This window comes from Thalassococcus sp. S3, assembly GCF_004216475.1.
Lineage (GTDB): Bacteria > Pseudomonadota > Alphaproteobacteria > Rhodobacterales > Rhodobacteraceae.
This window is the reverse complement of record NZ_CP022303.1, coordinates 3,949,404-3,972,909: the sequence shown is the minus strand read 5'-3', so window position 1 is coordinate 3,972,909 and position 23,506 is coordinate 3,949,404. Positions and strand designations below refer to the sequence as shown.

The following is a 23,506-nucleotide window of genomic DNA, read 5'->3' as shown; positions in this document are numbered from 1 at the left end:
CAAGATGGGTATCAAGATCCCGATCGTATCTGATGTCATCGAGGGCGTGAAAGACTTTGCCGGTCAGGTCGGCAAGGTTGCAGGTCCGCTCAGCGGTTTCGTACCAGGCGCTCAGCAGGTCAATACTGTGGCCCAGTTGATCTCCAGCTTCGACACCGGTGCGGGCGACAGGGAGGTCGATGCGGATGCCATCCAGCAGCGGCAGGCCAACCAGAACCTGAAATCGATGCTTTACAGCTTCGACGTCACCTAACGCCGCTACCCAAGGCAGCCGCGACAAGTGCGACTGCCACATCATTCAGAAAGGAGATCAAGATGAGTGATGTTACATCACCCGCCCCGGTCAGCATCAGCAGCGACATGGGCACACTTCAAATGTGGGCTGCCGATCAGTTCAAACTGTCGACGGCCGCTGGGCAATTGGTCGATGCGCTTGCAGGTAAGCCCGACATGGTCAGCAAGAGCGATGTCGAAGTGACGACAGCCATGTCCCATTTCCGCAAGGTGTCAAATCAGGTTGCCGCCAAGAACAATGAGATCGACGGCGGCCAAAACGGCGAAACCGGCCAATATCTGAACGCTGTGACACGGATGCTGGACAACACCGTCTATGACAAACAGGGCAACGTTTCGACCGCGCGCCTTATGAACCTGGCGCAGAACGTCGAAAACAACCTCGGCACAAGCAATTCGGGATCCAGCGGCGCAAATGCCTCTCAAGCCCCGATGTTTGGCAACGTCGGCACGGTGAACATCTTCGCGCCCGGCGGGGGTGACCCTTCGACGGTTCTCGGCATGGCCCAAAACATCATTGCGATGATCGACAATGCGCTGGCCGGGGGTGGCAAAACGGGCGGACCTTCGGAACCGTCGCTTCCCAAGACCGTCGGCGATACCGGTCTGAAGCCTGGCGAAAGCAAAAAGATGACCGGGATGGAGCTGATTGACTATGTCAGTTCCAACAAACCCGGCGGCTTTCAGTTCATGCCGGACACCAACAGCATCTCGATCGGCCAGAACGGTATCGGTGGCGGCGATGTCCTTACAGTCCGGCCTCCGGAAGGGACGGCATCTTCCAAGTTGTCCCTGGAAGGGCTCGAAGAGGACGAGGCCGTCGATGTCAAGATCAAGACCGAGGATGGCAAGTCCATCAACATGCGGATCAATGGCAAGGCGGGCGGAAAAGTCGATATTCCGGTCGATACGGATGCGGCTGAAATCAAGCTGTCAAAGGCACGTGGCACCGACAGTGATTTCACGCTTGCGGGCCTGAAAATCACCGCCGATGACACGCCGATGTTCGACGAGGGTGCTTCGGAGGAGGCCATCACCGCATTGGGGAACTCCACCAAGGATCTCACCCAGGCGGTCGCCAGTAACGAGTCCGGGCTTACGCCCGAGCTTCAGCGCTCCACCCTGAATGCCCTGACCAACACGTCGGATATCTTCTCGAACATCCTGTCCGATGACAGCGATCTTGGCTTCGGCGTAACCGAGGGAGAGCGTGACGATCTGCTCGAAGGGTATCGAGGGGTTCTGGCGCTCATCGGCCAAAGCCAGACGAATTCGCCAGACATCCTGTCCGCACTGACCGGCGTTCAATCCGCCATCGGGGAAATGGTCAGCGCCTGACCTTGGCGCGCCCAGAAGATCAACCGAACGAAAGACTTAATTGAAAGGAGACTTACAATGTCCGTTACACCGCCCGAAGGCATCAGCTCAAACTCCGCCAAGGATCTCGTCACCCAGTCCGAAGGCGAAAACGGCGTCGATTTCACCGGCGCGAATGAATACCAGGACCGAGTGGGCAAGACATCCGATGCCGCCGCTGCCTGGAACGCCCAGTTCAAGGAATTCGAAGCGGGCAAGAAACTGCAGAGTACCGCAGCGAAGATGACCATCCCGGCATAATCCGTCGGTAAGAGCGCGGGTTGACCGGCGTGGCTCGGTCAACCTCCTTCTTCAGTCTGTCTTGAGCGAGGTCTGCCATGCCGGTCGAAATTCAAGTGCAGTCCGGTCCCCATCGTGGGGCAAGGGTCTGCTGCGATTGGGCAGACCGGGATCGGATAAGCCTGGGCCGCGCGCTGGCCTGCGACATCGTGCTGTCCTTGTCCGATCTTCCCGATCACGCGCTCACGCTGATTGCTCAGGACACCGGCCTCCTGCTTCGCGCTGTCGAAGCCGATTTAACCCTTTCGGGCCGGGGTCTGCTGCCCTCCGGTATGGAGATCGACGTGGAAAGCCCTTTCGAGGTCACGATCGGTGAAACCGTTCTCCATTTCGGCGAGGTTGAAGAGCGGGCTGCCGAACCGGCTGTGTCAACGCTCCCGCCAAGAAACGAAATCGCCTCGGCTCCTGCGACACGCTTCACCAGTCCGCTGCGTCAACTTGGGCCCGTAACGGCGATGCTGGCGGGATTTGGTGGCGCCTTCCTTTACCATTTCATCAGCGCGATCCCGGTCGATGGATCACCTCGCGAGACCCGTTCGGGACCTGCGATGGAACAGGTGGCCTTGGCCGCAGACACTGGAAAGCAGACATCGCAGGTCCCTGACCGCACTGTTGAGCTTCAGGAGGCGCAAAAGGCTCTTGTTTCACGCATCACCGCGATATCCGGCCTGGATCGGCTCACGGTGATACGCCGTGACGACGCCCTTTTCGTCGAAGGAGAGATCGACGAGACCAAACGGGGCGAGTGGCTTCGCGTGCGCCATTGGTTCGACCGGGTTCACGGCCCCAATGTTGCCCTGCGCAGCCATGCCCGTTTCGTCGCGCCATCGGCTCCCGAAAAGCTGCGCCCGCCCCGGATCGAGGCGGTCTGGCCCGGCGACCGTTCCGCCATATCCGTGGGCGGGTCGCAGTTTCACGCCGGGTCGATTTTGCCAAGCGGCTGGCGTGTCCGGGAGATCGGGGTGTCGAGCACCGTATTCGAGTTCGAGGGAGAACTCATAACAGTCGAATACTGAACATGATGGCGGCGACCGCTTCAAACTATGATCACCTCATACTCTCATAAACCCGCAAGCCCGCGCACTGCCCCGTCCGTCCCGCGGCGGCCTGACGGTCTGCGGATAGACGACCGCGTCTTGCCCGCGGCGCCCAATCAATCAGTTTCGCGCGAAACAAGTCCCGCACGCCGCATTGCCAGAAGTGCCGAACCGACGCAGATCGACGCGCCGTCGGCAATTGCGATTGCCCCCATTTCGCAGGATGAGATGGCCACGGAACTGCGCGCCCTTGCACGACAATTCAGGGCTCAGCTCTCCCCCAGCAGCACGCGACGCGACGTGGCTGCCGTTCGGCAATTCGAACGCGAGGCGCTGCTTTATGCCCAACTGCAAGCGCGTTTTGATGACGCTCAGTCCGTTCTAGGGGACCCAAAGTGAGCAAGGTTGTCCCTTTCGCTAAGCGTCGCGCGCGCCCTTTGCCGGGGATCTCGGAACGTCAGAGGCATATCATCCTGATGATGGCGGGCGCGGCCTTGAACGCTGGGCAGCCGTCGCGCGCCGTGCTTCTGCTGCATCCCCTGACGGGTGACCGGAAAGACATCGAAGCGCTGGGCCAGTTGGCCCGCGCCTATCAGGCGCTGGGGCGCCATGACGCCGCCTGTCGCTTGACCGAAGAGCTTTGCACTCGCACACCGGACCGCCGATTTCAGGTGCTGCATGTGCTGACGCTGCTGCGGAGCGGCGCAAGGGAGGCTGCGCGGGCCTGTTTCGGCGCAATCAGCGGGCGTCGGATCCCATAATGCTGGCCAAGCTTCTTTCGACCTTCAACATCCTGGCGACTGCGCGGGATGCGGCCCTTGCGCTCCTGCTCTTTTTGACCGTGATGTTGATGATCATGCCCATGCCGACCGTGATTGTCGACATGCTGATCGGCTTTAACTTCGCGGTTGCGATCCTGTTGTTGATGACATCCATCTACCTCAAGCATGCACTGGATCTGTCCAGCCTGCCCGGGATCATCCTCGTCTCTACCATCTTCCGGCTGGCCCTTTCGGTGACCACGACGCGTTTGATCCTGGCCCAGGGCGACGCGGGCGCGATCATTGTCACCTTCGGGCAATTCGTGATCGCCGGCAACGTGGTGGTCGGGCTGGTCGTCTTTTTCATCGTTACCATCGTGCAGTTCATGGTCATCTCGAAAGGGGCCGAGCGCATCGCCGAAGTCGCCGCCCGGTTTACGCTAGATGCGATGCCGGGCAAGCAGATGAGCATCGACGCAGAGATGCGAAACGGGGACATCGATGCCGAGGAGGCCGGCCGCCGCCGTAAACTTCTGCAGCGCGAAAGCCAGCTCTACGGCGCAATGGATGGGGCGATGAAGTTCGTCAAAGGCGACAGTATCGCAGGGCTGATCATCATTTTCGTCAACCTGGTCGGCGGCATTACCATCGGCGTCGTTCAGCGGGGCATGACGGCGCAGGATGCAATTGGCCAATATGCGTTGCTGTCAATCGGCGACGCGCTGATTTCTCAATTGCCCGCGCTGATGATCTCGCTTGCGGCGGCCTCCATCGTGACGCGCGTGCCGGGCAAGGCGCAGGTCAACCTGGGTGCCGACATTATCGGCCAGCTTGGCGCGGAGCCGCGCGCTTTGGGGCTTGCCGCCGTGGCACTTATGGCCCTGGGTCTCATTCCCGGATTTCCGACGGCGATCCTTGGCCTGCTTGCCGCCATCTTCGGGGCAGCGACGTTTCTGACTTGGAACCGGGCAGGGCAAACAGGATCGGCTGATGGCGCCACCGAGAAATCGGAGGAACAAGGTGCCAAGGACACAGGCGCCCAAGCGAGCCCGCCGTCGGAAGAGGAAGCTGAACCGACGCCGATCCGTCTGCAGGTCTCGCAAAAGCTCGCGGATGAGCTGAACGCCAAGACCCTCGGCCCCGGACTAGAAACGGCGCGGTCCAATGTCAAAAACCAGTTGGGGGTATCTTGTCCCGCTGCGTCTGTCGAAACCGTGCCCGATATGGCCGACGATATGGTGCGGGTCATGTTCGACGACGTCCCGATCCTGTCGGATTGCATCATGTCCAAGCATCTCATTGTTGAGGCGGATGCCGAACTGCTCGAGGCGTGCGAAATCCCCGATGAGGACAAACGGCAGATGCCTCGCGCCTTCGGCAACGCGACCTTTGTCGATGCCAGGCATATGCAGCTTCTTGAGGATGCTGAATTGTCGTTTGACACACCTGCGACGGCGGCTCTCGCGCTTTTGGATGAAGCGCTGATGGGGCATATCGGCCACTTCATTGGCATTCAGGAAACGCAGGAATTGCTGACGGAGTGTGAGCAATCGCTGGGCGCGCTTCTGCAGGAGGTCATGAATACCCTAAGCCTTCAGCAGATTGCCGACGTGCTTCGGCGCCTCTTGCGCGACCGGATCTCCATTGCCAACAGGCGTATGCTTTTGGAGGCGCTTGCCGAATGGGGCGGGGGCAACCGTACCAGCGAAGACGTCACTGAATTCGTGCGCCTGGCCTTTCGTCGGCAAGTGTGCGACCGCGTTGCCGATGCCAACCGGATGATTTCGGGGATCATCGTCGAAGACGGGACCGAGGCGCTGATGCGGGACCGGCTGCACCAGACGGTGATCGGAACCAGTCTGAGCTTTGCCGAGGACGAATGCGAAGAGCTTCTCTCCAAGTTGCGACGCGTCATAGACAAAAAGTCGCCCGATCGCGGGCAACTGGTTATCTTCGTGGCCGTCGATCTACGCCGGCATCTGCGGGCATTTTTGTTGCAGCGCCGTATTACGGTGGAGGTGATCTCGAGCCAGGAATTGGTGCCGGGTTACACTTTTTTTCCAGTGTCCACCCTGCGGCTGAGCCGCCAACGTTCAGCGGCCTGATCAGATGATATCCGGGGGAGGGCGCGATGTCAGGTTACGGCAAGTCTTTGCCGGTAAGCTGAAAATGCGTTTGGCAGGTGATCGAAGCGCTGCGTGCTGTAGTCCAATCCCTCCCGATCCTTCAGGTTCAGCCCATGGCGTCATCCCTGCCAACGCACCGTATTTGAGATTGCTTGATGGAGCAGAGCAATGTGCACTTACTGGTCAGAGCAGAGCGAGTTTGCGCCCGATACCCCGGCAGCCCCGCAGGTCGTGGTCGTCCGGCTGGAGCCTGATACCTTCGATCAGGTCGAACCCGCGCTGACATGGCACTTCGAAAGCTTTGCGTCGCGCACCTTGGGGGCCGAGGGTGGCGATGATTTTCGCGCCGCCATCCGGCAGGGCCTATGGCAGTGCTGGGTCGTCAGCATCGAAGGAAGCATCCGGGCTGTCGCACTGACCCATGTCACATCCTGCGGCGCGCCTATGGTGGAGATCACCCATTGCGCCGGGCAAGGGCGGGCGGATTGGCAAAGCCCGCTGATGGACGGGATCGAGGCCTGGGCTGCCGAGATCGGCGCGCATCAGATCCGTGCCACCGCCAGACCGGGCTGGCGCGGCTTTCTCTATCAGCGCACATATCGCGTGACACATCTGGTGATGGAGCGGCCGGTTCGTCCGCCCACATTGTCCAGCGTCTTCCGCGAAGGCGGCTAAAGGATGAAGATCAGCCGCGTGTTCCCGGCCACACAGTCGCAGCAAGCATCGGCTGGTCTGGATGGGGCCAAGAATGCCGAGACCTTTCAGCGCGTGATGGCAGCAGTCCAAAGCGGAATGCATCACGATGATCAGAGATCTGGAAGGACCGGGGCGCAGGATATCACGCTTCTGCAAATCCAGTTCGACAATCAATCCGTTGGTTTCGTGGGTCCTCCCTCACCGCCACGCTATCCGGATGTGGCATCCGACCCCGCAGATGCGCTGAGCCTCGTCCGTCCGACCTCCGGTGATCTGGAGATGGTCGATCTTGTCTCGGATATGTCCCTGGCCGCGGGGCTGAGCGGATATCCGATATCCTCGGCGCTGGCCCGGCACTTCCTGTCGGGCAAGGGATCGCCGTTTCGGCTTGACCTTGCTCGGATCGAGAGCGCGGGCATTCTGAACCGTGCTGAACACACCAGGCATCTGCCCGAGCGCTATCCGGAACTCGCGCACGACACGTTGCCTGCATTCCGCGCCTATTTTAGTGAAAACCCCGTGCAGAACAGGGCAACGCTTCTTTTTTCCGAGCCTGCGTCGATCGAGATAGATCCGTCGAAAAACCGGGATGCCTTTCTGTCGCTGAACAATCCGAAGGTTCTGGAAAGCGTTGATGCCCTCCGCGACGGCAAGGGCGTGAAGGATGTTGCCATCAGATTGCGCGGCGCGGATCACTATGACTTTTCCGACATTGTAATACCGTCCGACACCGACATAACGCCATTTTCGCGGCTGCAACGCACCGGGCTTGCGACACCGTTCAAGATCGCGCTGTCGCGCGATGTTCTCTTTCGCGTCAATTCGTAGACAACGACAGGCAAGCGTAAGACATGTCGTTCATTCTGTTCAGATCGGCGCTGAGCTTCAAAGCCAATCGCCAAAGAGATCTGAGAGGAGATTTTCATGTCGACCACCACGACAATTGACCGAAACCAGCCGACCCCGCCGACCTTCGCACCGGATCAGGCGGATCCGGTTTCGAACCCCCAGAAATTCGCTCGGGCCGACAAGGTCGCGCGTACGCAAGACGCTGGTGATGTTATCCGCGAGATCGTTACGCCCGACGCAATTGTCTTTGGTGAAACGCATGCACCGCCGGGTCTTCCCCAAGTGGCGGGGGGCAATTTCCTGCTCGTGAATACGAAGACGGGACAGCCGAGTTACTTTGGTGCCAGGCCGGTCACGAAACTGCCGTCCGTTTTCCTTCCCGGCGGGGGAGAGATCAAGAGCGCCATTTCCGTGGTCGGCACCGCGAACAACCAGAACGACGAAGGTGGCGTGGGGGTGACGGCCGTTATTCCCACCCCAATCGGTAAACTGCTTTTGTTTGCCAATGCAAGGCAAGACGGGCTGACCGCAGGCAACCTTTTGGAGAAAATCCAAGGACGTGACGGAGACGGCACGTTCACGATGAGCGTCAATATGGGCGTGGCCTATTCGGTCAGCGATGGGGTGACGATTGGCAGCGCTGGCCTGAACCCGGCTTTTTCCCAGGGCGCGCGCGCGATTGCGGCCGCAACGGGCGGCAATCTGTGGGCGGGTATCGGATATCGCGGGCAAGTGACGTTCAAGGACGGGCAAATCGCCTCGATGAAGATCGGTGGCGTTGACGTTCCCGTCGACAAGCTCGGCGATTTCTTCGGCCGTCAGGTTGAGGCGCAGCGCCAGTCGCCGACGCTGCCCCCGAACTTCGGCAACAACGCGATCGCCAGTCTCAACGACACGACCTTGGCGATCTACGGTCAATCCCCCTGGCAGATCGGAGCGTCGGCTGCCACTTTCGGGACAAACGGGGTGTATGATGTCCGCAATCACGGCAACCCGGTGACCAGCATTACCGAGCCGATCTATGAGCTTGGTGTACGCGAAGGTGTTATCACCCCTGGCCAGGTGATCCGGTCCAACGAAGAGGCCGGGCAAACTATTGATGCCATCCTCAACCGCATCGCGGATCGGGACGGCGCAGGAAGCCAGGCCTATTCCGATGCTATCGAACGATTGAGCAACAAATATGATCTTACCTTCGGTTCGTTCGCGCTTGAGGCGCTGTCTCTTCCGACGCTTGGTGAGAGGCCGGCCGACTATGACTTCGTCCGCTCCGTCTTTGCCGGCGCTTATCGCAGAGAGCACATGAGCACTCCGCGATAAAAGGGACTGCGAACGGTCATGCCGCCGGGTTCGATGCCACACCTAAACTTTTGACGCTGCTCTGTGCACGGGTGCAAAGCACCTCCAATAGTCAGGGTCGAGACCCCGGTACTTTGGATTTCATTTCTCCTGAACTGGCAGGAAGGGGAGCCGGCGATCCTCGGTCCATCTCTCAAGCGGGCGCTTGATGCAGCAGAGCGCCCGCGTTTTGGCGCGCCCTATCCACCGAGGGCTTGGGAACGGTGGCGGTGCAATGGAGCGGTGTTCAGAACGGACCTGACCGTAGCTGTGAAACTCACGGCTGGGATGTCAGGAGATGGCGTCTATAAATCGCTTGAGGGCGAGCGCGCAGGCAACAACCTTGGCCGGATCCACCAGATCAAGCGTATCGTGTTCGGTGTGGGTGATGGTCTGGGTGGACATGTTTTCGAGGAGCCAATTCGACGTCACAGCAATGGCAGGGCAGCCCGCCTGCACAAACATGCTGTGATCGCCCTGGAACCATTCGAGCCCCCGGCAGGAGGCAGGTGCGTTGGCAAGCAACATCGAGGCCGCACGCCCCATTTCTTCGGGCAGATTGAAGAAAGAGTACGCTGTGTGTCCTTCGCGATACCCGACACCGTCAATGTTGATATTGAGGGCCACTTGGTCAAATACGCCGTCCATGTCGCGCGAATAGGCGATCTGACCCGGCACGGCATAGTGGTCTTCACCGTTCAGAGCGAGGAGGTCGATGCCAAGACCGCCAGTGTAGCTTGCAAGGAGTTTGGCGAGCAGCAACAGGGTGGCAACACCGGTTGCATTGTCGAGCGCGCCGGGGACATCCTTTTTCGCGTCGATATGCGCAGTGATAACAATGCGTTGACTGGCGCCTTCATTCTTGCGGCCCAGCACATTGGCCGCTTTTCCCGCGATCCGAACTGCATCGGACACGAGGTCGAGGCGATGACCGGTGAACGACAACAACCTGTCGCTTTCTTTGACCGTCATATAGACGGACGGCACGTCAAAATCCCCGTCTTCTATGAGCGGGGTCGGGGGCCTTCCGCTCTGCGACGGTGCGGCGGTGATGATTGCGGCAGCCCCTGATCGCTCAAGCAAATTGATGATCCGTTGCTGTTTGTCGATGGTGAAGAACGGAAAATTCTTTGGCATCAATGGCTGTGCCGCGAGAGCGCCATGTAAGAGAACGAATGCGCCTTTGGCTTCGATGCGTTCCAGCTCGTCCACGGTGGATGCCGCTTCCAATCGTGCCGTTGCATCGACGCTTCGTGCATAGGGGCTTGGAAACACTTCAAATGATGTGCCACAGGCCGCCTTGAGCGACGCAGTCCCGCCGGACCAGTCAAGTGCGTCGAACCATTGTTCATGTGTCACCCAGCCGGCGTGTTCGAGTTGGGCCTTGAAATAGGCTGTTGCGTCACGATTGCCTTCGGAGCCGACACTCCGATCCTTGATGTGGATGGTCAGGTCGTTCAGCCACGTTCTGACGTCTTGCAGGTCGGCATCGCGCGCATGTGTCTTGGCAACGGTTGTCATAGGAACCCCATTCTATGTGAGTTTGATCGGGTGGGGCGGCGCCTATTCAAAGCGCTGTTGCGCGACATCCTGGGACACGCCAAGCACAGCACCAATTGCGGCCCAGCCGATGCCGCGATTGCGCAGCTCGTCGATTTGGCTTTGCAGGCGCGTTCTGGATTTGTCGACAAGCGCTGAGGATGCAGCCGCTTGATGCAGCAGGTTCTCGTCATCATGCGTCGGTGCCATTTGCTGATCCGCGGTTGGCCCCTGTGCCTCCAGCGCGTCGCGCGTTTTGATCGTTCGGACACCCACCTCGATACATTGATCGCAGATGTTTACGCCCGGCCCGGCCAGGAGCGCGCTGACTGACCGAGCCTCAAGGCCGCAGAATGAACAAGTAAGCATGGCATTTCTCCGTTTTGACGTCGGAAATCAGTGGTTTATTGAGTTCGACAGCGTGTTGATGACGACGACCCCGCATACGATCAAGCCGATCCCGGCAAGTGCTGCGGCATCAAGGCTTTGCCGAAAGACTAATGCGCCCAACAGGGACACAAGGACAACGCCAGCCCCGGCCCAGATCGCATAGGCGATCCCCAGTGGCATGGTGCGCAGTGCGAGTGACAGGAAGAACAGCGCAACGCCAAAGCAGATCACGGACGTGGCGGCAAAGCCCGGTTTGCTGAACCCGGCGGATTGCTTCAAGGCGGCACTGCCCGCAACCTCGGCGATGATTGCCATGCTCAGGTAAGCCCAGTGCATGGCTATTCCCAGATCTTCAGCAGGTGTTGAATTGCCTTGGACACATCATCGATCAACGCCGCAAGGCCGTCGCCGCGCGCGCTGCCACGTGCGAATTGAACCTGCAAGGATGCACCATCGATCAACGCAACCAAGACCTGGGCCAGACCTGTGCGCCGGCGCAGCGGCAAGTCGGGTGACATAACCGCAATCAGTTGCTCAATTTGCGAAAACACATACGCATAGCCGTCCGCTTTGATCTTGGCATAGCGCGGGTCGTGCAGCGCGAGCGCCTCCATAATGGCATAAAAACGACCTGCATCGCTTGCGTAGTATTGCATCAGCGACCCCACTGCGTGATCTACATTTGCTTCGAGATCATCGGGGTTCCAAAGGACGCCGCCGAGCAGTTCGATGGGCTTTTGTGTCTCGCCGAGAATGACAGCCTCGACAAGGTCATCCTTGGTCGCAAAATAATACTGCAGATTGCCGACCGACATTCCGAGCTGGCTCGCAATCTTCCGTAGCGAAACGCCCGCGTATCCCTGGTCCAAGAGCATCTGTCGCGCGGCGGCCTCGATGGCCTCGCGCCGCTCTTCGCCCTTCGGGCTTTTAACAGGTTCACTTTTCATGCATCCGGCTCAGCTTTCAAATGTCTCATCTGCAGGTAATAGGTCATTGACCTAATATCAAGAGTTTACCAGATTTTCTTTGGGAGACACAAAGTGACTGGGACGCTGTTGCCGCGTCACCTGTCATCTTGAGATCTGTGTTGCTGTTTTCGGTGGTTTGTGGGGAACGGCAATCGGTCATGTCCGACATGGATGCCAAACCAGCCAAGATGCCGTTGAAATCTAACGCTAACCCAACGCCCAGTCTTCTAAAGGGAAGCGCCAAAACCGCTCTTCATCTCCGGCGCGAACACGCAAAGCCGGCCTTTGAGTGAAAACGGAGAATGGCGGGCTTACCCTTGTCCGTGAATTCGGCCGCGTGGAGTTTTCGCTATTGCAGGGCATGCCCGGTTCTTACGGTCGCGGGCGGAAGAACATTACACGTTCGCTGTTTTCTCTAATATGCGACGCTGCCTCAACGGCAAGCTCGGATGTACCACCCCAATGGGGCGAAACTCGCGCATCCGTTGTTGATTGCCAGCCGTATGGCGAAGCGTTCCATTAGGACGTTTTAGCCGACCGTGGATCGCCACATTATCCCGGCACGACAGGCGCTGGAGACACATCGTAACCTCGCCTGCACAGACCGCAAGTTTGCCGGAAAATCTGCTATCTACACGCGTGGTCTATCTGCAAAGCTCGCTTACGAACAGTTGCCCGTCGTTGGTAACGGTACGCGTCTCGAACGTGTAGCAACCGGGTCGATCAGAGGGTGCATAGCGGATGTAATAGTCACCACCGCGATAGCTATAGTCCATGGAGCGGGTCCGATCTTCGGACAGCCGGAACACCAGACCCTCCACCCCTCCTCTGGGCGGGCGACCCGGTGCGACGCGACTGCCATCCGCAGCGCGGAGTGGTCCGACACGGGGCAATTGATCAAACTCCGGCACATTCCCCATCAGGCATTGCACGATATACGGGGCATCCGACGAGGTATGATAACGATAGCCAAACGTCTCATCAGGCTGACCATTGCAAACATCAAGCCCTCCGCTCGGAATGGCAGACCCGTCGGGATTGTTGTCGCCGTAGATTGGGAAGCCGTCGAAGCCCCAGCCAATGATCGCGCTATCGCCTGCATTTTCCATCTGTTCAATCATGCAGGTCGGCTTGACGTGGTAGTGATAATCGTCTCCACGACCGGCATGTCCGCCACATACGTCAAGCTGGCCGGTCTGGAACGTGTCATGGTGCGCTTGATGGTGGGCGAGGTCGGCTTGCGTCATTTCACCCCCCGCCGTGTAGTCGTAGATCGGCACGCCGTTGACGGCGACCCCAAGTGCCGCGTCGCGGGTAAGCGGGGTCGTGCCCAGAACGGGATTCAGTATGATCGGTGCCGCGTATTCGCCGGGTACGGGGACTTGTTCGTTGGTGCCGGTAATACCGGTCATCATCTCATGTTCCGGAAAGGTGTCGGATGCGATGATCGCATGTGTCTCTGTACAGGTGACTGTCACGCTATCGTCGAACCCTGCATCGGCCACGGACGCCGCGATGGCCGCGCAATGATCCTCATGCGCGTCGGACGCTCCGACCCAGCCGGTGACGGTCAATGCTGTCGCGGCGCACAGGCGAAGGATCTGGGCGCGTTTCATTCCACCACCACCCGGCAGAGCACCGTGTTGTTTTGTTCAAGGTCAGGCCCCCAGATGAAATCCGCGTCATCCACCCAGGTGATGCGGTCATACCCGTCCTTGGGATCGACCGCCCGTTTGGAATGGATCGTGGCCGATGGCCAATCGCTGGCATCGAAGTCCGGGCTATCCCAGCCATCCGGTGGAGCGGCGATGGAAAATCCGCAGGCGCCTTCACCCGCGACAGGGTTGGGGTCGCTTTCGCAGGACTTGTCCAAAGGTGCGGTGTGTATGACCATGCATTTCCAGTCGTCGTTGCTGACCGCTACTGTCGCGGTCGACGCGTCGCGGATCTGAACGATTACACCACCGTCACCCATCTGCTGGCGACGGGACCCGATATATTCAAGGCCCGTGTCGTTTTCCTTGAAATCCATCGCAACGAGCCCGATGACAAAGGGACGTTCCGCTTCGAACACGAAGCTTTCGGCGTTAAAGGACCGTTCTGTGGTGATGGGTACGCTGTCTTCGGCCACCTGAGTGCCGTTGATCCGCATTTCGAACCAGTTGTCGGCCCAGACATCAGCATAAAATGGCTCTGCCATGAGCGAACACGCGGGGAACATCAGGACCGCGGCGAAGGGGAGTGTGCGAAGCATGGGGGTGCTCTTTCGGTTATCTCCTCCGCTTTAACGTGGTGCGCGCCGTCTTCTGTCGGAGGTCGATAGGCGGTGGTCCGAAATCCGCCGACGCTGACCCCGGCAACCGCCCCATCCGCTTGCGCCGCTCCCTGATCCGCTCATGGAACAGATACCTTTCCATCCGCTTCTGTTGGACGTCTCCGTCCTCGACTAGCGCGTCCAGAAAGTCTTCCAAGACATGATAGTTATCATGTGGAGTGAACACCGCCCACGCTGAAATCCGGCACCAGAGGAGTAGATCATGCGCAGACACATCACCCTCGCCTTCGTCATCACAGCGGCGCGCCATCAGAGTGCCGCCGATGAGTGCCACAATGAAGCGATGTGGCGGCGGCACAATGGGTGCGATGGCTAAATTACCCTTGAACCGGCGGCGAGTGTCCACAAAATGGCTGGATTTGTGGTTGCTAACAGGTGTTGAGCGGTCGCACAGTGAATGCCTTCCAGGCGGGCTGCGGCTGCAGCATCCCATTCAGTGATCGGACGGCGGCTTTGGGCCGCCCCATGAAGACGGCCCGATTGGTTGGATTCAATGGCTTCTGCGATGGCCAATTCATCTTCGAGTTCGACCCCCAGATACCTGACTTTGCTGTCCATCTTTGTGTGACCAAGCAGCCGTTGAACAGCGCTCGGATCGAATGCCCTGGTAATAGCCCAACAACAGCATCCGGCTCATCAACTCAGGGTCAATCGAAGGACGACCATGCGAGCTATGAGATGGAGCCGGAAGCGGTCGAACTTCCAATAAATCAGGGAACCGATCCATGCCTCTAAGCAGATGACCGATGGGCACAAACTCTTCAATTCAGAATTCATGAAACGGCGCGCCTTGCGCCACCTGCCTCGGTCCCATCACCGCTAAATCCTCCACTCTCAAAAACGAGTGAAGCAGCAGCGTGACATCCAATAAACGGACTTTTTCAACACGATCTCTACAAACAGGGCTCTCGACCTAACGAGGGCTTTCTGGACAATTAAAACCCAGGTCTGCTTCCTTTGAGCATCACTGCACCGACAAGCCGCATGCCTCAGACCTTAACCCGGCCCTAATTTAAGACGGAACTTGCGCCCCTTTGTTGCGTTCAGAGACCATGGAACAAGACACAACGTTGGTCGACGGCGCTACAGATATTTGGCGTGACGTGGTCTTAACTTGGGCTGAAGCAACGCTCGCCGCGTTGCCGCGCTTGGGCTTTGCAGTTACCCTCATTCTTGTTGCGGCTCTGCTGATCTGGGCTCTACGGGTTTTCACAGGCCGCATCGCACGCCGCGCTGGTCTTCGCAGAAACCTGACGGATGTCATCTTGCTCCTGATCAGTGTTTTGGGCTGGTCGATCGTGGCGCTCATGGCCATTACTATCATTTTTCCCACAGTGACGCCGTCAAATGCTCTGACAACTCTAGGTCTTGGATCGGTCGCTATCGGGTTTGCCTTCAAAGATACCTTTGAAAACTTCCTCGCCGGCATCCTAATCCTCGTACGCGAGCCTTTTGAGATTGGAGATCATATCCATTGCGAAAATGTCGAAGGGCAGGTCGAACAGATCACAATCCGCGACACACATATCCGGCAAACCGACGGGCAGCTTGTCGTCGTGCCCAACGCGCATCTGTTTCACAACCCTGTTCAGGTCCGGACCAACCGGGACTTTCGTCGCACCAGCATCATCTGTGGTGTCGCCTACGGCGAAGACGTGGACCAGGCGCGCCGTGTAATCGCAGATGCCGTCCGTCACGTCGACAGCGTTCGTGATGACGTGCGAGACATTCAGGTTTTCGCCAAAGCCTTCGGGGCGTCGTCCATCGATTTTGAGATTACGTGGTGGACCGGCTCTCAACCTGTCGATATTCGCTCCAGCCGCGATCAGGTGGTAGCTGCCGTCAAACGCGCTCTCGACGATGCGGGCATCGAAATCCCATTCCCCTACCGCACATTGACGGTGAATGATCCGATTGAGGTGAAATCCGTGGACACCGAAGGCGCCGCCGCGTGATGCGAGCCAAAGGGCTAAGGGACGGCGCCGACACGTTGCGGGTGCGCGCCCGACCGCAAGCTGTGGTCCTGACGCTCGCCAAACATGCTCCGGTTTTCACCGTCTTGTATGCGCCACCAGCAATCTGGGCGGCGATCAGCGGAGCGCGAGAGATGGCCATCGCGCTTGCAATCCCATCGGTTGTGGCGCTCCTCATTTATGCCATCGCAACACGTAAAACGCTCCCCTCGGATTTGCGCGCCGTCGAGGCGATGGCCAGCGTCGCGCTGGTGTTCCTTCTGGGCGCATTGGGCGCCGTACCGGCATTTGTCAGCTTGGGCATGCCCCTCCTCGACGCGCTGTTCGAAGCCATGAGCGGTTTGACCACCACCGGGCTCTCTGTAGCCTCTGACCCAGACAGTTGGCCCTTTGCCGCACATGTCCTCCGTGCCTGGCTGCAATGGATCGGCGGGCTTGTCATGGCGACGGCCGTATTGGCCTTGATCCTTCCGGCAGGCATTCCAACCCGGCGCCTGGGGCAGGTGGGGATTGCTGAGGGCGACCGTATCGCCTCGACCCGAACAAAAGCGCGGCAGCTTTTAGTGGTCTATCTTGGTCTGACCATTCTGATGATCGCAATTGCTTGGACTGTTTTACCGAGTTGGAAAGAAGCCCTGGTTCTTATTCTATCGGGCATATCCACGGGCGGTTTCGCGCCCCGGTCGGATTCGCTGGCCTCTTACAGTACACAAGGCCAAACAATTGTGATGGCGTCCTGTGTCCTCGGTGCAATTTCAATGGTGAGTTTTGCCTTTCTGCTGCGTGGGGATTGGCAAACAGCCTGGCATCTGGGATCGGTTCGGCGCGTTGGGCTAAGCCTGTTGGCTTTGGCAGTGATCATACTAGCGCTTGCAGCCGCGGATACCCTTGCCGATAGAGCTTTGAGCTGGGGCCTTTACCTGGATCTCGTCTCAGCCCTAACCACAGCAGGATATTCAACTGAAGCGATGCCGCTCGGCGGGTCCATCTTTCTGATCTTTCTGATCGCGATGCTGCTGGGGGCCGACACAGGCTCCACCGGTGGGGGGCTAAAGCTTGCACGGGTTGGTTTGATCCTCAGGACCGCGCGGCATGCGTTGCGCGCCCCATCAATGCCAGAGCGCGCTGTTGCCCCCTTGCGTCAAGACGGCGTCGCGGTTGAGGATACCGTCATTGTGGGCGTGGTTGCGCTTCTGATGATATACGTGATGGCGACCCTCGCGCTGGCCTTCCATTTTTCACTGCATGGCTACGATCTGGGCCCATCTCTGTTTGAGACGATTTCAGCCCTCTCCACGGTCGGGCTGTCGACCGGGCTTGTCGGCACAGACCTGCCCACAGATCTGAAACTCACCCTCACGTTTGCGATGTGGCTTGGACGGCTGGAGTTCATCGCTGTTCTCGTCCTTCTCGCCCCCCGCAGTTGGATGAAAGGACCCTAACATGCGTGTCACAATCCTGGGCGCGTCGCGCTTTGGTGCCGCGATAGCGGAACGTTTGATCGAAGATGACCATGAGGTCGTCTTGATCGATAAAGAGCGTGCGAGGCTCGACAAGCTTTCCGAGCGTCTTGATTGCGGCATGATTGAGGGCGACGGCACGATGCCAAGCGTCCTGCGCGACGCCCATCGCAGCGATGAGGATGTGTTCATCGCGGTGACCAACGCCTCCGACGACAATATCCTCGCCTCACTTGTCGCACGCTCTGTTGGCTTTGCGCGGGTGATCCCACAGATCACGGCTGCAGAGCTTTTGGATGTCTGTCATGAGCTGGAACTCGATGACGTCATCAACCCCCACGCCACTGTCGCCGAAAGCATTTGCGCGGGTTTGGAAGATGACACAGCGCTCGACCAGGATGCGATGCTGCACAACCAACTGGCGATGCAGCGCTTGCATGTACCCGATAGGTACGTCGGCAAAGCAATCGGGGAGCTGGATTTACCCAAACACGCCCGCGTCGTGGCCGTGGTACGCGGCGAAGATGAGGAGTTTGCCGAGAACGACACCGTGCTCTCTGCCGATGATTGCCTGATCGTGGCGATCAAGCGCATAGAGGCGGAGGCGCTCGCCAAACGTTTCGCTGACTGATCAGGCCACGGCCACAGAGCGCAAGTCTTTCCTCTCGGGCAACAAACCAGCCCGCCGGCACAGATAGAACGCGCCTGCAGCCCCCGCGACATTGGCAATCACAGCGGCGCCGAGGATACCCATATAGCCAAAGGTCAGAACGCCTAGCCATGCGAGCGGCAGGTAGATCGCAAAGATCCGTGCGACGCTGAGTGACATGGAATAAACAGCCTTAGACCGCGCGTTCATTGCGGCATTGGCTGTCACGAGGACGCCGTAGCCAAACAGGCTCAGACCCACGATTTGCAAGTAATCCGCAGTGTAGCTGGCGGCATCTTCATCTGACGCGATCAGCGATGCAATCGGCCCGGAAAAGACAAACAGAACCAGCGCTAGTAACGTGCCATAGGCCACGCAAAACAGCCACGATTGGATGACTGCGGCCTGCGCCCGGTCCCGCTTTTCCGCGCCCCAGTTCTGGCCCACCACAGGGCCAATCCCTGCCGACAAAGCCAATAGAACGACAATCGCCACCGATTGCACCCGCGTCGCCGCTCCGAAGCCAGCAACGGCGGTTTCACCAAGCGTCGCGACGGCAGCGGTCACCAGCGCCATTCCCGCGGGGTTGATCGCGTTCGAAAATGCTGCGGGCGCACCGATGGGGATGATCTGGCTTAAACTTTTGCGCGCCCCTTCCAGAAGGCGACCACACCGTTTCAGATAGCCAAGCCGAAATGCGAAATAGAGACCCGCAGCCGCAGCTAGAACGCGACCGATCAATGTTGCGGCGGCTGCCCCCTCAGTTCCGAGCCCGTCAAAGCCAAACGCGCCAAAGATCAGTAGTGGATTCAGCGCGATATTGGCCAGCGCCGCGACAATCATAAAGATGGAGGCGTAGGCTGCATCGCCATAGGCGCGGAAAACCGCGTTGGTGATCATCAGAAGGACCAGAAAAGGAAAAGATAGCGCCCAAAGCGGCATGTAAGCCGCTATCTCGGTCATCACGGCGTCGCCAGCGCCCATCGCACCAAAAATCACCGAATAGGTTAGCGTAACGAACCCTGCGACCAAGACGGCCAGAGCGAGACCAAGGCCTAGCGCATGGAAGCCCAAGCGGTAGATGTCGCGTGGTTCATCCTCCCTCCCGAGGGCCTGTGAAATTGCCGCATTTGCACCCGCTGACAGCCCGATGGCCAACGACGCGAGCGCGGTTGTGATCGGATAGATGAAGCCCACCGCAGCCAAAGGCGCACTGCCAAGCTGGCCCAGAAAATACGCATCCGCGATGCCGACCGACAGGACGGCCAAGATGCCGAGCGACATCGGTGCCGAAACATGTGCAAGGGCGCGCCAGACGCGCCCCTCGGTGAGGTTTCGTTGTGCCATCAATCCTGTCCCAAACCGCCAAACAAAAGAGAACCGCGCCCGAAACCAGGCGCGGCTCTGTTGTCATAAAAGATGCTTAAACCTGCGAGAGGATGCGATCGACCGTGTCGCGCACTTCCTCTTTCGACTTGCCGAGTTTCTGCTGCAGCTTGCCTTCGAGCTGCTCGCGGTCGCCCTTGGCCTGTTCGATGTCGTTGTCCGAAAGCTCGCCATAAGTCTCACGCAGCTTGCCTTTGATTTCAGTCCATTTACCTTCGATCTGGTCGCGATTCATATCCAACTCCTCGGGTTTGATGGTGAATTTGAGAAAGGAGTGAGGTCTGGCTGAGCGGTCGTGAGCCGGCGACGTGACTTCAAGGCCCGGAATTGTGACCGTCTCTTCAACAACCTCAATTTGGCCAACCTCGGCGTCAAATTCCGGCAATTCGCCACCTTCAACGGAAATCTCCGACGGCTCACCCTCTTGCTTCTGATCAATGCCGATGATGTAGATGCCCGCAGCAATCACGATGACCCCGACGACCGCTGCAACAATATGGCCGGCTTTATATTGCCTCTCCTTTCGTCCTGCAGTGAAACGCGAGACCGAGGGGGAGGTTCCGAAAAATCGACGTCGTTGGGTGTACCTGCCATCATATTTCACAGGTATGTTGATAAGGCGAAGGGGGGCATTTTTTTGGCATCTGCCACCAGCGCATCGCGCAAATCGGCCCTCGTTCTACACCCCACATGCGACCTGCAAAAAGCCTTGGCCAATTGGTCCCAAGCGATATCGTTGAAAGACAGATCCGCGCAGTCACCGGTATCTCGTTCTTGCCTGTCCTCGATCAGGCCAATGGCTCCATCGACCCAGGCCACGAGCGCAAGCGACAGGCCAATTCGGTGGGCCGTTTCCATTTCCTGGATATTCATCATGACATCGCCATCGTTGCCGACAGCGATCACACGACCCGCTTGGTTAAGGCGTGCAGCGAGCACCGAGCCTCGCAAGGCGAGGCCCCTTCCCACATGCTGCTTGGATGCGTTTTCGTCCCGACACTGAGCGCGCGAAGCGTGCTAGGCAAGGCGCCAACGACCTCGGCTGCGATCGGTATACCCAGATCCTTTAGCAGAGGTGTTTCAGCTACCGATACGATAGGAGTGCGACCGCGACTGAGCTTTGCAAAGGAACACTCGACGGGATCTGGACCAATCATCAAAAGCAGATCTGCCTTTTCAATCACGGTATCCACATGATCTTTCTGCGGAAGGCCGAAAGGACCCAGATGCAGCGCATGATCGACAGGGACCGTTCCCTTAGCCTTGAAACGTGTCGCCACCGGTATTTTCACCGCCGAGAGAAACTCAGCCACCGCGCCCGGTATCGCATTGCCTGGCATCAGTGTTTCTGAACGTTTGGTGAGCGGCTCGAACAGCCGCGTTAAGTCAATCAGTTGATGACTATATCGCCCACTTGGCAGATGGTTTCGCGCATCCTAGCCAGTAATCGCAATCAACGGCTTAGCGTCAGGCTGCGCATCGGCAACCCCTGTCACCAGGTTCGTGGCCCCCGGCCCAAGAGTTGCAGAACAGGCCGCGGGGCGCCCGGTTAGGCGCCCATGACCCCACGCCATGAAGGCTGCACACTGTTCATGGCGGTACAAAACAACTTCTATAAAAGACGCCGCAAAGGCATCCATCAAATCGTTTGTTTCTTCGCCAAGTAGTGTGAAAATGGTGTCTACGTTGCCCGCCTAGGGACATCGGAACCCAGTTGCCTTCGTCCCTGTCTCTGAACTCCCGAAAGATAGGCCGTTGCCCGTCCGTGCCCCGGTGAACTCCATCGCGTGGGTCTTGTAGGCCGCGAAGAGCCAGCCGATCTCCCGTGTACCAACATTGATATCGCCAGCCGGCATGTTGCGATCCGGGCCAATGATGGGCGCAGGCTGGCGCATGAACGCTTGGCCAATGTGCATGATCTCAGCATCCGAGTGCCCTTTGGGATCAAAATCTGACCTGCCCTTGGCCCCGCCTGGTGGCAGATCAGTTATTTCGTTCTTGTAGACCTGCTCAAAGCCAAGGAATTTCAGAGACCGTCGGGTGGAACCACAGCGTGTTGTGCAGCCAGAGTGCATTCGGAATGAGCCTGAGTGGACGGCTCCTGCATTGCCAGAGATTTCCGTGGTTGCGCTGGTCCGTCGGGACAGTCGTGCGTCCAGCCTGTTTGCGTAGAGAGCGCCACTGGCCCTGATGAGTTCCGCAAGCAATGTTTCTATCGGCCAAATGATCTCGAAGGCCGCGACATTCGGCGGCGTGTCCTTGCTCTTGGTTGACTTCGTTTCGCATCATCATATCGAACGTCTTGCATCTCCTGGCAGGATCAAGCGATCAGCTGCCGGTACTCCTCTTGCTTTGTCGGCAACGCCCATATGAGCCGGGCGGACTTCTTCGCCATGGCGAGCTTCGCGAGCCGGACGGGTTTTTCGTCGAGCAGTTTGGCGCTCCAAATATCGGCTTTCTCCGGTTTGTTCTTTGCCATGAGTGTGCGCGATGTAACCCCGACAATTAGCAGCTTTCGGAGATTATCGCCCTTCCTTGTGATGCGCCCGAGACGCTTTTGACCGACGCTGGATTTCTTGAGCGGGGTGAGACCCAGCCAGGCGGCCAAGTCGCGTGCGGTCTCTAATTGCTTTGTATCGCCAATGGTGGCGACAACGATCGACGCGGTGATCGGTCCAATCTCCGGTAGGCGCATCAACCGCCGCGCATCGCCATACAGCGAGGTGTGCTGCTCGATCAGCTTAGCCGGCCCGTCGACCCGTGCATTGAGGCCATTGAGTTGATGACGCATCACGCCGGGAATGCCGTCCGAGATCTCGGGCATTTCCAAGTGCTCTTCGCTGCCTTGCTCTCTGGCAAACTCAGACGCAGCCTTGAGCAGCTTGATCCCCACATTCCTTCCAACCCCCGCGTGCGCATACCAGTGCCGGAATGCGCGGCGTTGAACGCATGAGCCGCGAACGATAAGGGCCGGATGACTTGGACGGAATGTCCTGATCCTCCCGGTCCTTGCTCTCACAGCTATTCATGCGGGTTTTCCGTATTTAAGGGGAACGACCTTCACGAAAGCGTCGCATGTCGTCGCTACGAAGGCGGATTAATGTGCTCGGCCGTCTTCGCCGCACGCCGGACTATGAATATCGGACTAATACCGCTCGACCAACATGACCGCGAAGATTATCTCCCTCACGTCCATCCCCCCTCGTTTTGCCGAACTCGGTCAGACCCTTCGGACGTTGACCTCGCAAACCGCCGATGTCGATGAGATACGCCTTTATCTTCCGCGCCGCTATCGGCGCTTTCCTGATAGTGCGATTGCTCTGCCTGATCTACCATCCGGCATTCGTGTCATTTATGTCGACGAGGATCTTGGACCGGCCAGCAAGGTGCTTTTCGCAGCCAGGGATTTACAGGATCGGGATTGCCAGATCCTGTTTTGCGATGACGACCGATATTATCATCCCACATGGGCCGAAACGCTGTTCGCCTATCAGCGAGAGCGGCCAAAGGAATGCGTTGCGGCGATCGGCGATCACCTTGACGAATTTGTTGCACCGTCTCGCAAACCCGCGCGCCTGCCCCGCGCGGTGGTCAGCCATCATGGCTTTGACCCCGGATACCGTCTGGACCGGGTCAAACATCTGCTCACCGGCGGGTTGACGCAGTCCCGCTCGCCCAAGCCGATGCGCCGTCCGGTTCAGAGCGCGGGTTATGTCGATATCCTGTCGGGCTGTGCGGGGGCCGTCGTGCGGCCCTCGTTCTTTTCGAGCGACGCGTTCGAGATCCCCAGACATGTTTGGATGGTGGATGATATCTGGCTGTCCGGTCAGCTTGAGGCGCGCGGCATCCCGATCTGGGTGCCGGAGCGGCAATATCTTGCCTCGCGTTCCGCGAATGATCGCATCGAGGCGCTATACGATGCAAATCTTGCGGGTCTCGATCGCAATGCCGCAAATGTTAACGCGATCCGCTACCTGCAATCAAAGCACGGAATCTGGATTTAGCAATAGATCCAACACCTTAACGCCACATGCAGGCTAGAAGGCAGG

The 23,506-nt window shown here is 58.6% G+C and carries 26 protein-coding genes and 2 pseudogenes; 13 read left to right on the top strand and 15 right to left on the bottom strand.

Translation table 11 applies throughout. The features are described from left to right. The first annotated feature begins 4 nt into the window (after window positions 1-4). The 9 genes from CFI11_RS19495 to CFI11_RS19455 all read left to right on the top strand — a co-directional run bounded on the left by CFI11_RS19495 (window position 5) and on the right by CFI11_RS19455 (window position 8,739). Window positions 5-253: a hypothetical protein gene (locus CFI11_RS19495; RefSeq protein WP_130408949.1), complete on the top strand. Its 249-nt coding sequence runs from the start codon at window positions 5-7 to the stop codon at window positions 251-253. Window positions 254-315: 62 nt separating this feature from the next. Then, complete coding sequence (locus CFI11_RS19490; protein WP_130408947.1) at window positions 316-1,632, top strand: hypothetical protein; 1,317 nt, start codon at window positions 316-318, stop codon at window positions 1,630-1,632. A 57-nt stretch (window positions 1,633-1,689) separates the two neighbouring features. Then, the gene (locus CFI11_RS19485; RefSeq protein ID WP_130408945.1) at window positions 1,690-1,911 is read left to right on the top strand and encodes a hypothetical protein; all 222 of its coding nucleotides are present in this window, start codon (window positions 1,690-1,692) and stop codon (window positions 1,909-1,911) included. A gap of 77 nt (window positions 1,912-1,988) precedes the next feature. After that, complete coding sequence (locus tag CFI11_RS19480) at window positions 1,989-2,966, top strand: hypothetical protein (RefSeq protein WP_130408944.1); 978 nt, start codon at window positions 1,989-1,991, stop codon at window positions 2,964-2,966. A gap of 416 nt (window positions 2,967-3,382) precedes the next feature. Beyond that, window positions 3,383-3,748, top strand: a complete 366-nt coding sequence (locus CFI11_RS19475; protein ID WP_130408942.1) for a hypothetical protein — start codon at window positions 3,383-3,385, stop codon at window positions 3,746-3,748. After that, the gene (gene sctV / locus CFI11_RS19470; RefSeq protein WP_130408940.1) at window positions 3,748-5,853 is read left to right on the top strand and encodes a type III secretion system export apparatus subunit SctV; all 2,106 of its coding nucleotides are present in this window, start codon (window positions 3,748-3,750) and stop codon (window positions 5,851-5,853) included. Before CFI11_RS19475 ends, sctV begins: the two co-directional genes overlap by 1 nt. A gap of 189 nt (window positions 5,854-6,042) precedes the next feature. Continuing rightward, window positions 6,043-6,549 (top strand): hypothetical protein, encoded by a 507-nt coding sequence (locus tag CFI11_RS19465; RefSeq protein ID WP_130408938.1) that lies wholly within the window; start codon window positions 6,043-6,045, stop codon window positions 6,547-6,549. A 3-nt stretch (window positions 6,550-6,552) separates the two neighbouring features. Next, a complete protein-coding gene (locus CFI11_RS19460) occupies window positions 6,553-7,398 on the top strand; it encodes a hypothetical protein (protein WP_130408936.1) in 846 nt (281 codons plus the stop codon). A gap of 96 nt (window positions 7,399-7,494) precedes the next feature. Next, window positions 7,495-8,739: a hypothetical protein gene (locus tag CFI11_RS19455; protein ID WP_130408934.1), complete on the top strand. Its 1,245-nt coding sequence runs from the start codon at window positions 7,495-7,497 to the stop codon at window positions 8,737-8,739. A gap of 309 nt (window positions 8,740-9,048) precedes the next feature. On the opposite strand, the gene CFI11_RS19450 is transcribed toward CFI11_RS19455, so the two are convergent. The 8 genes and pseudogenes from CFI11_RS19450 to CFI11_RS24705 all read right to left on the bottom strand — a co-directional run. Further along, the gene (locus tag CFI11_RS19450; RefSeq protein ID WP_130408932.1) at window positions 9,049-10,278 is read right to left on the bottom strand and encodes a M28 family peptidase; all 1,230 of its coding nucleotides are present in this window, start codon (window positions 10,276-10,278) and stop codon (window positions 9,049-9,051) included. Between the two features lie 42 nt (window positions 10,279-10,320). After that, a complete protein-coding gene (locus CFI11_RS19445; protein WP_130408930.1) occupies window positions 10,321-10,665 on the bottom strand; it encodes a ClpX C4-type zinc finger protein in 345 nt (114 codons plus the stop codon). 27 nt (window positions 10,666-10,692) lie between these two features. Further along, entirely contained in the window at window positions 10,693-11,022 is a 330-nt protein-coding gene (locus CFI11_RS19440) for a multidrug efflux SMR transporter (protein WP_130408928.1), read from the bottom strand. A 2-nt stretch (window positions 11,023-11,024) separates the two neighbouring features. Next, a complete protein-coding gene (locus CFI11_RS19435) occupies window positions 11,025-11,633 on the bottom strand; it encodes a TetR/AcrR family transcriptional regulator (RefSeq protein WP_130408926.1) in 609 nt (202 codons plus the stop codon). A gap of 665 nt (window positions 11,634-12,298) precedes the next feature. Further along, window positions 12,299-13,270: a YHYH protein gene (locus CFI11_RS19430; RefSeq protein WP_130408924.1), complete on the bottom strand. Its 972-nt coding sequence runs from the start codon at window positions 13,268-13,270 to the stop codon at window positions 12,299-12,301. Beyond that, window positions 13,267-13,908: a PEBP family protein gene (locus CFI11_RS19425; RefSeq protein ID WP_174843515.1), complete on the bottom strand. Its 642-nt coding sequence runs from the start codon at window positions 13,906-13,908 to the stop codon at window positions 13,267-13,269. Before CFI11_RS19425 ends, CFI11_RS19430 begins: the two co-directional genes overlap by 4 nt. A 570-nt stretch (window positions 13,909-14,478) precedes the next feature. Then, window positions 14,479-14,577 (bottom strand): annotated as a pseudogene (locus tag CFI11_RS19420) (integrase); the annotation flags it as partial. After that, window positions 14,576-14,755, bottom strand: a pseudogene (locus CFI11_RS24705) (transposase); the annotation flags it as partial. The pseudogenes CFI11_RS19420 and CFI11_RS24705, both read right to left, overlap by 2 nt. Before the next feature lie 286 nt (window positions 14,756-15,041). Between CFI11_RS24705 and CFI11_RS19410 the strand changes: the two are divergent. Genes CFI11_RS19410 through CFI11_RS19400 form a run of 3 tightly spaced genes read left to right on the top strand, consistent with a single transcriptional unit; the run spans window position 15,042 to window position 18,053 of the window. Continuing rightward, window positions 15,042-15,944, top strand: a complete 903-nt coding sequence (locus tag CFI11_RS19410) for a mechanosensitive ion channel family protein (protein ID WP_130408920.1) — start codon at window positions 15,042-15,044, stop codon at window positions 15,942-15,944. Continuing rightward, window positions 15,944-17,404 carry a TrkH family potassium uptake protein gene (locus CFI11_RS19405; RefSeq protein WP_254449106.1) on the top strand — a complete coding sequence of 487 codons (1,461 nt, stop codon included), beginning with the start codon at window positions 15,944-15,946 and terminating at the stop codon, window positions 17,402-17,404. The genes CFI11_RS19410 and CFI11_RS19405 overlap by 1 nt, the downstream gene beginning before the upstream one ends. Before the next feature lies 1 nt (window position 17,405). After that, window positions 17,406-18,053 carry a TrkA family potassium uptake protein gene (locus CFI11_RS19400; RefSeq protein ID WP_130408916.1) on the top strand — a complete coding sequence of 216 codons (648 nt, stop codon included), beginning with the start codon at window positions 17,406-17,408 and terminating at the stop codon, window positions 18,051-18,053. Here the strand turns inward: CFI11_RS19400 and CFI11_RS19395 are convergent, their stop codons facing one another. The 7 genes from CFI11_RS19395 to CFI11_RS19360 form a co-directional block, all read right to left on the bottom strand. After that, window positions 18,054-19,418 (bottom strand): MATE family efflux transporter, encoded by a 1,365-nt coding sequence (locus CFI11_RS19395; protein WP_130408914.1) that lies wholly within the window; start codon window positions 19,416-19,418, stop codon window positions 18,054-18,056. Between the two features lie 76 nt (window positions 19,419-19,494). Continuing rightward, a complete protein-coding gene (locus CFI11_RS25015) occupies window positions 19,495-20,061 on the bottom strand; it encodes a CsbD family protein (RefSeq protein WP_371687450.1) in 567 nt (188 codons plus the stop codon). Beyond that, on the bottom strand, window positions 20,058-20,396 hold the full coding sequence (locus CFI11_RS19380) for a thiamine pyrophosphate-dependent enzyme (RefSeq protein WP_165390320.1): 339 nt from the start codon (window positions 20,394-20,396) through the stop codon (window positions 20,058-20,060). Before CFI11_RS19380 ends, CFI11_RS25015 begins: the two co-directional genes overlap by 4 nt. Further along, window positions 20,360-20,770, bottom strand: coding sequence for a hypothetical protein (locus CFI11_RS19375; protein WP_165390319.1), 411 nt, complete (start codon window positions 20,768-20,770; stop codon window positions 20,360-20,362). The genes CFI11_RS19380 and CFI11_RS19375 overlap by 37 nt, the downstream gene beginning before the upstream one ends. Before the next feature lie 123 nt (window positions 20,771-20,893). Next, window positions 20,894-21,133, bottom strand: a complete 240-nt coding sequence (locus CFI11_RS25010) for a thiamine pyrophosphate-binding protein (protein WP_130410089.1) — start codon at window positions 21,131-21,133, stop codon at window positions 20,894-20,896. An 18-nt stretch (window positions 21,134-21,151) separates the two neighbouring features. Further along, window positions 21,152-21,532: a Glu/Leu/Phe/Val dehydrogenase dimerization domain-containing protein gene (locus CFI11_RS19365; RefSeq protein ID WP_130408908.1), complete on the bottom strand. Its 381-nt coding sequence runs from the start codon at window positions 21,530-21,532 to the stop codon at window positions 21,152-21,154. A gap of 245 nt (window positions 21,533-21,777) precedes the next feature. Next, entirely contained in the window at window positions 21,778-22,350 is a 573-nt protein-coding gene (locus CFI11_RS19360; protein WP_254448971.1) for a transposase, read from the bottom strand. 271 nt (window positions 22,351-22,621) lie between these two features. On the opposite strand from CFI11_RS19360, the gene CFI11_RS19355 reads away from it, so the two are divergent. Beyond that, a complete protein-coding gene (locus tag CFI11_RS19355; protein ID WP_130408906.1) occupies window positions 22,622-23,461 on the top strand; it encodes a glycosyltransferase in 840 nt (279 codons plus the stop codon). Window positions 23,462-23,506 lie beyond the last annotated feature (45 nt).

Excerpts from the sequence above, each read along its gene's own strand:
- CFI11_RS19400 (WP_130408916.1), top strand. The coding sequence starts at position 17,406 with ATGCGTGTCACAATCCTGGGCGCGTCGCGCTTTGGTGCCGCGATAGCG.
- CFI11_RS19405 (WP_254449106.1), top strand. The coding sequence starts at position 15,944 with ATGCGAGCCAAAGGGCTAAGGGACGGCGCCGACACGTTGCGGGTGCGC.
- CFI11_RS19435 (WP_130408926.1), bottom strand. The coding sequence starts at position 11,633 with ATGAAAAGTGAACCTGTTAAAAGCCCGAAGGGCGAAGAGCGGCGCGAG.
- CFI11_RS19480 (WP_130408944.1), top strand. The coding sequence starts at position 1,989 with ATGCCGGTCGAAATTCAAGTGCAGTCCGGTCCCCATCGTGGGGCAAGG.
- CFI11_RS19495 (WP_130408949.1), top strand. The coding sequence starts at position 5 with ATGGGTATCAAGATCCCGATCGTATCTGATGTCATCGAGGGCGTGAAA.
- CFI11_RS19450 (WP_130408932.1), bottom strand. The coding sequence starts at position 10,278 with ATGACAACCGTTGCCAAGACACATGCGCGCGATGCCGACCTGCAAGAC.
- CFI11_RS19365 (WP_130408908.1), bottom strand. The coding sequence starts at position 21,532 with ATGCACTCTGGCTGCACAACACGCTGTGGTTCCACCCGACGGTCTCTG.
- CFI11_RS19430 (WP_130408924.1), bottom strand. The coding sequence starts at position 13,270 with ATGAAACGCGCCCAGATCCTTCGCCTGTGCGCCGCGACAGCATTGACC.
- CFI11_RS19485 (WP_130408945.1), top strand. The coding sequence starts at position 1,690 with ATGTCCGTTACACCGCCCGAAGGCATCAGCTCAAACTCCGCCAAGGAT.
- CFI11_RS19460 (WP_130408936.1), top strand. The coding sequence starts at position 6,553 with ATGAAGATCAGCCGCGTGTTCCCGGCCACACAGTCGCAGCAAGCATCG.
- CFI11_RS19355 (WP_130408906.1), top strand. The coding sequence starts at position 22,622 with ATGACCGCGAAGATTATCTCCCTCACGTCCATCCCCCCTCGTTTTGCC.
- CFI11_RS19465 (WP_130408938.1), top strand. The coding sequence starts at position 6,043 with ATGTGCACTTACTGGTCAGAGCAGAGCGAGTTTGCGCCCGATACCCCG.
- CFI11_RS19395 (WP_130408914.1), bottom strand. The coding sequence starts at position 19,418 with ATGGCACAACGAAACCTCACCGAGGGGCGCGTCTGGCGCGCCCTTGCA.
- CFI11_RS19410 (WP_130408920.1), top strand. The coding sequence starts at position 15,042 with ATGGAACAAGACACAACGTTGGTCGACGGCGCTACAGATATTTGGCGT.
- CFI11_RS19490 (WP_130408947.1), top strand. The coding sequence starts at position 316 with ATGAGTGATGTTACATCACCCGCCCCGGTCAGCATCAGCAGCGACATG.
- CFI11_RS19440 (WP_130408928.1), bottom strand. The coding sequence starts at position 11,022 with ATGCACTGGGCTTACCTGAGCATGGCAATCATCGCCGAGGTTGCGGGC.
- sctV (WP_130408940.1), top strand. The coding sequence starts at position 3,748 with ATGCTGGCCAAGCTTCTTTCGACCTTCAACATCCTGGCGACTGCGCGG.
- CFI11_RS19425 (WP_174843515.1), bottom strand. The coding sequence starts at position 13,908 with ATGCTTCGCACACTCCCCTTCGCCGCGGTCCTGATGTTCCCCGCGTGT.
- CFI11_RS19445 (WP_130408930.1), bottom strand. The coding sequence starts at position 10,665 with ATGCTTACTTGTTCATTCTGCGGCCTTGAGGCTCGGTCAGTCAGCGCG.
- CFI11_RS19455 (WP_130408934.1), top strand. The coding sequence starts at position 7,495 with ATGTCGACCACCACGACAATTGACCGAAACCAGCCGACCCCGCCGACC.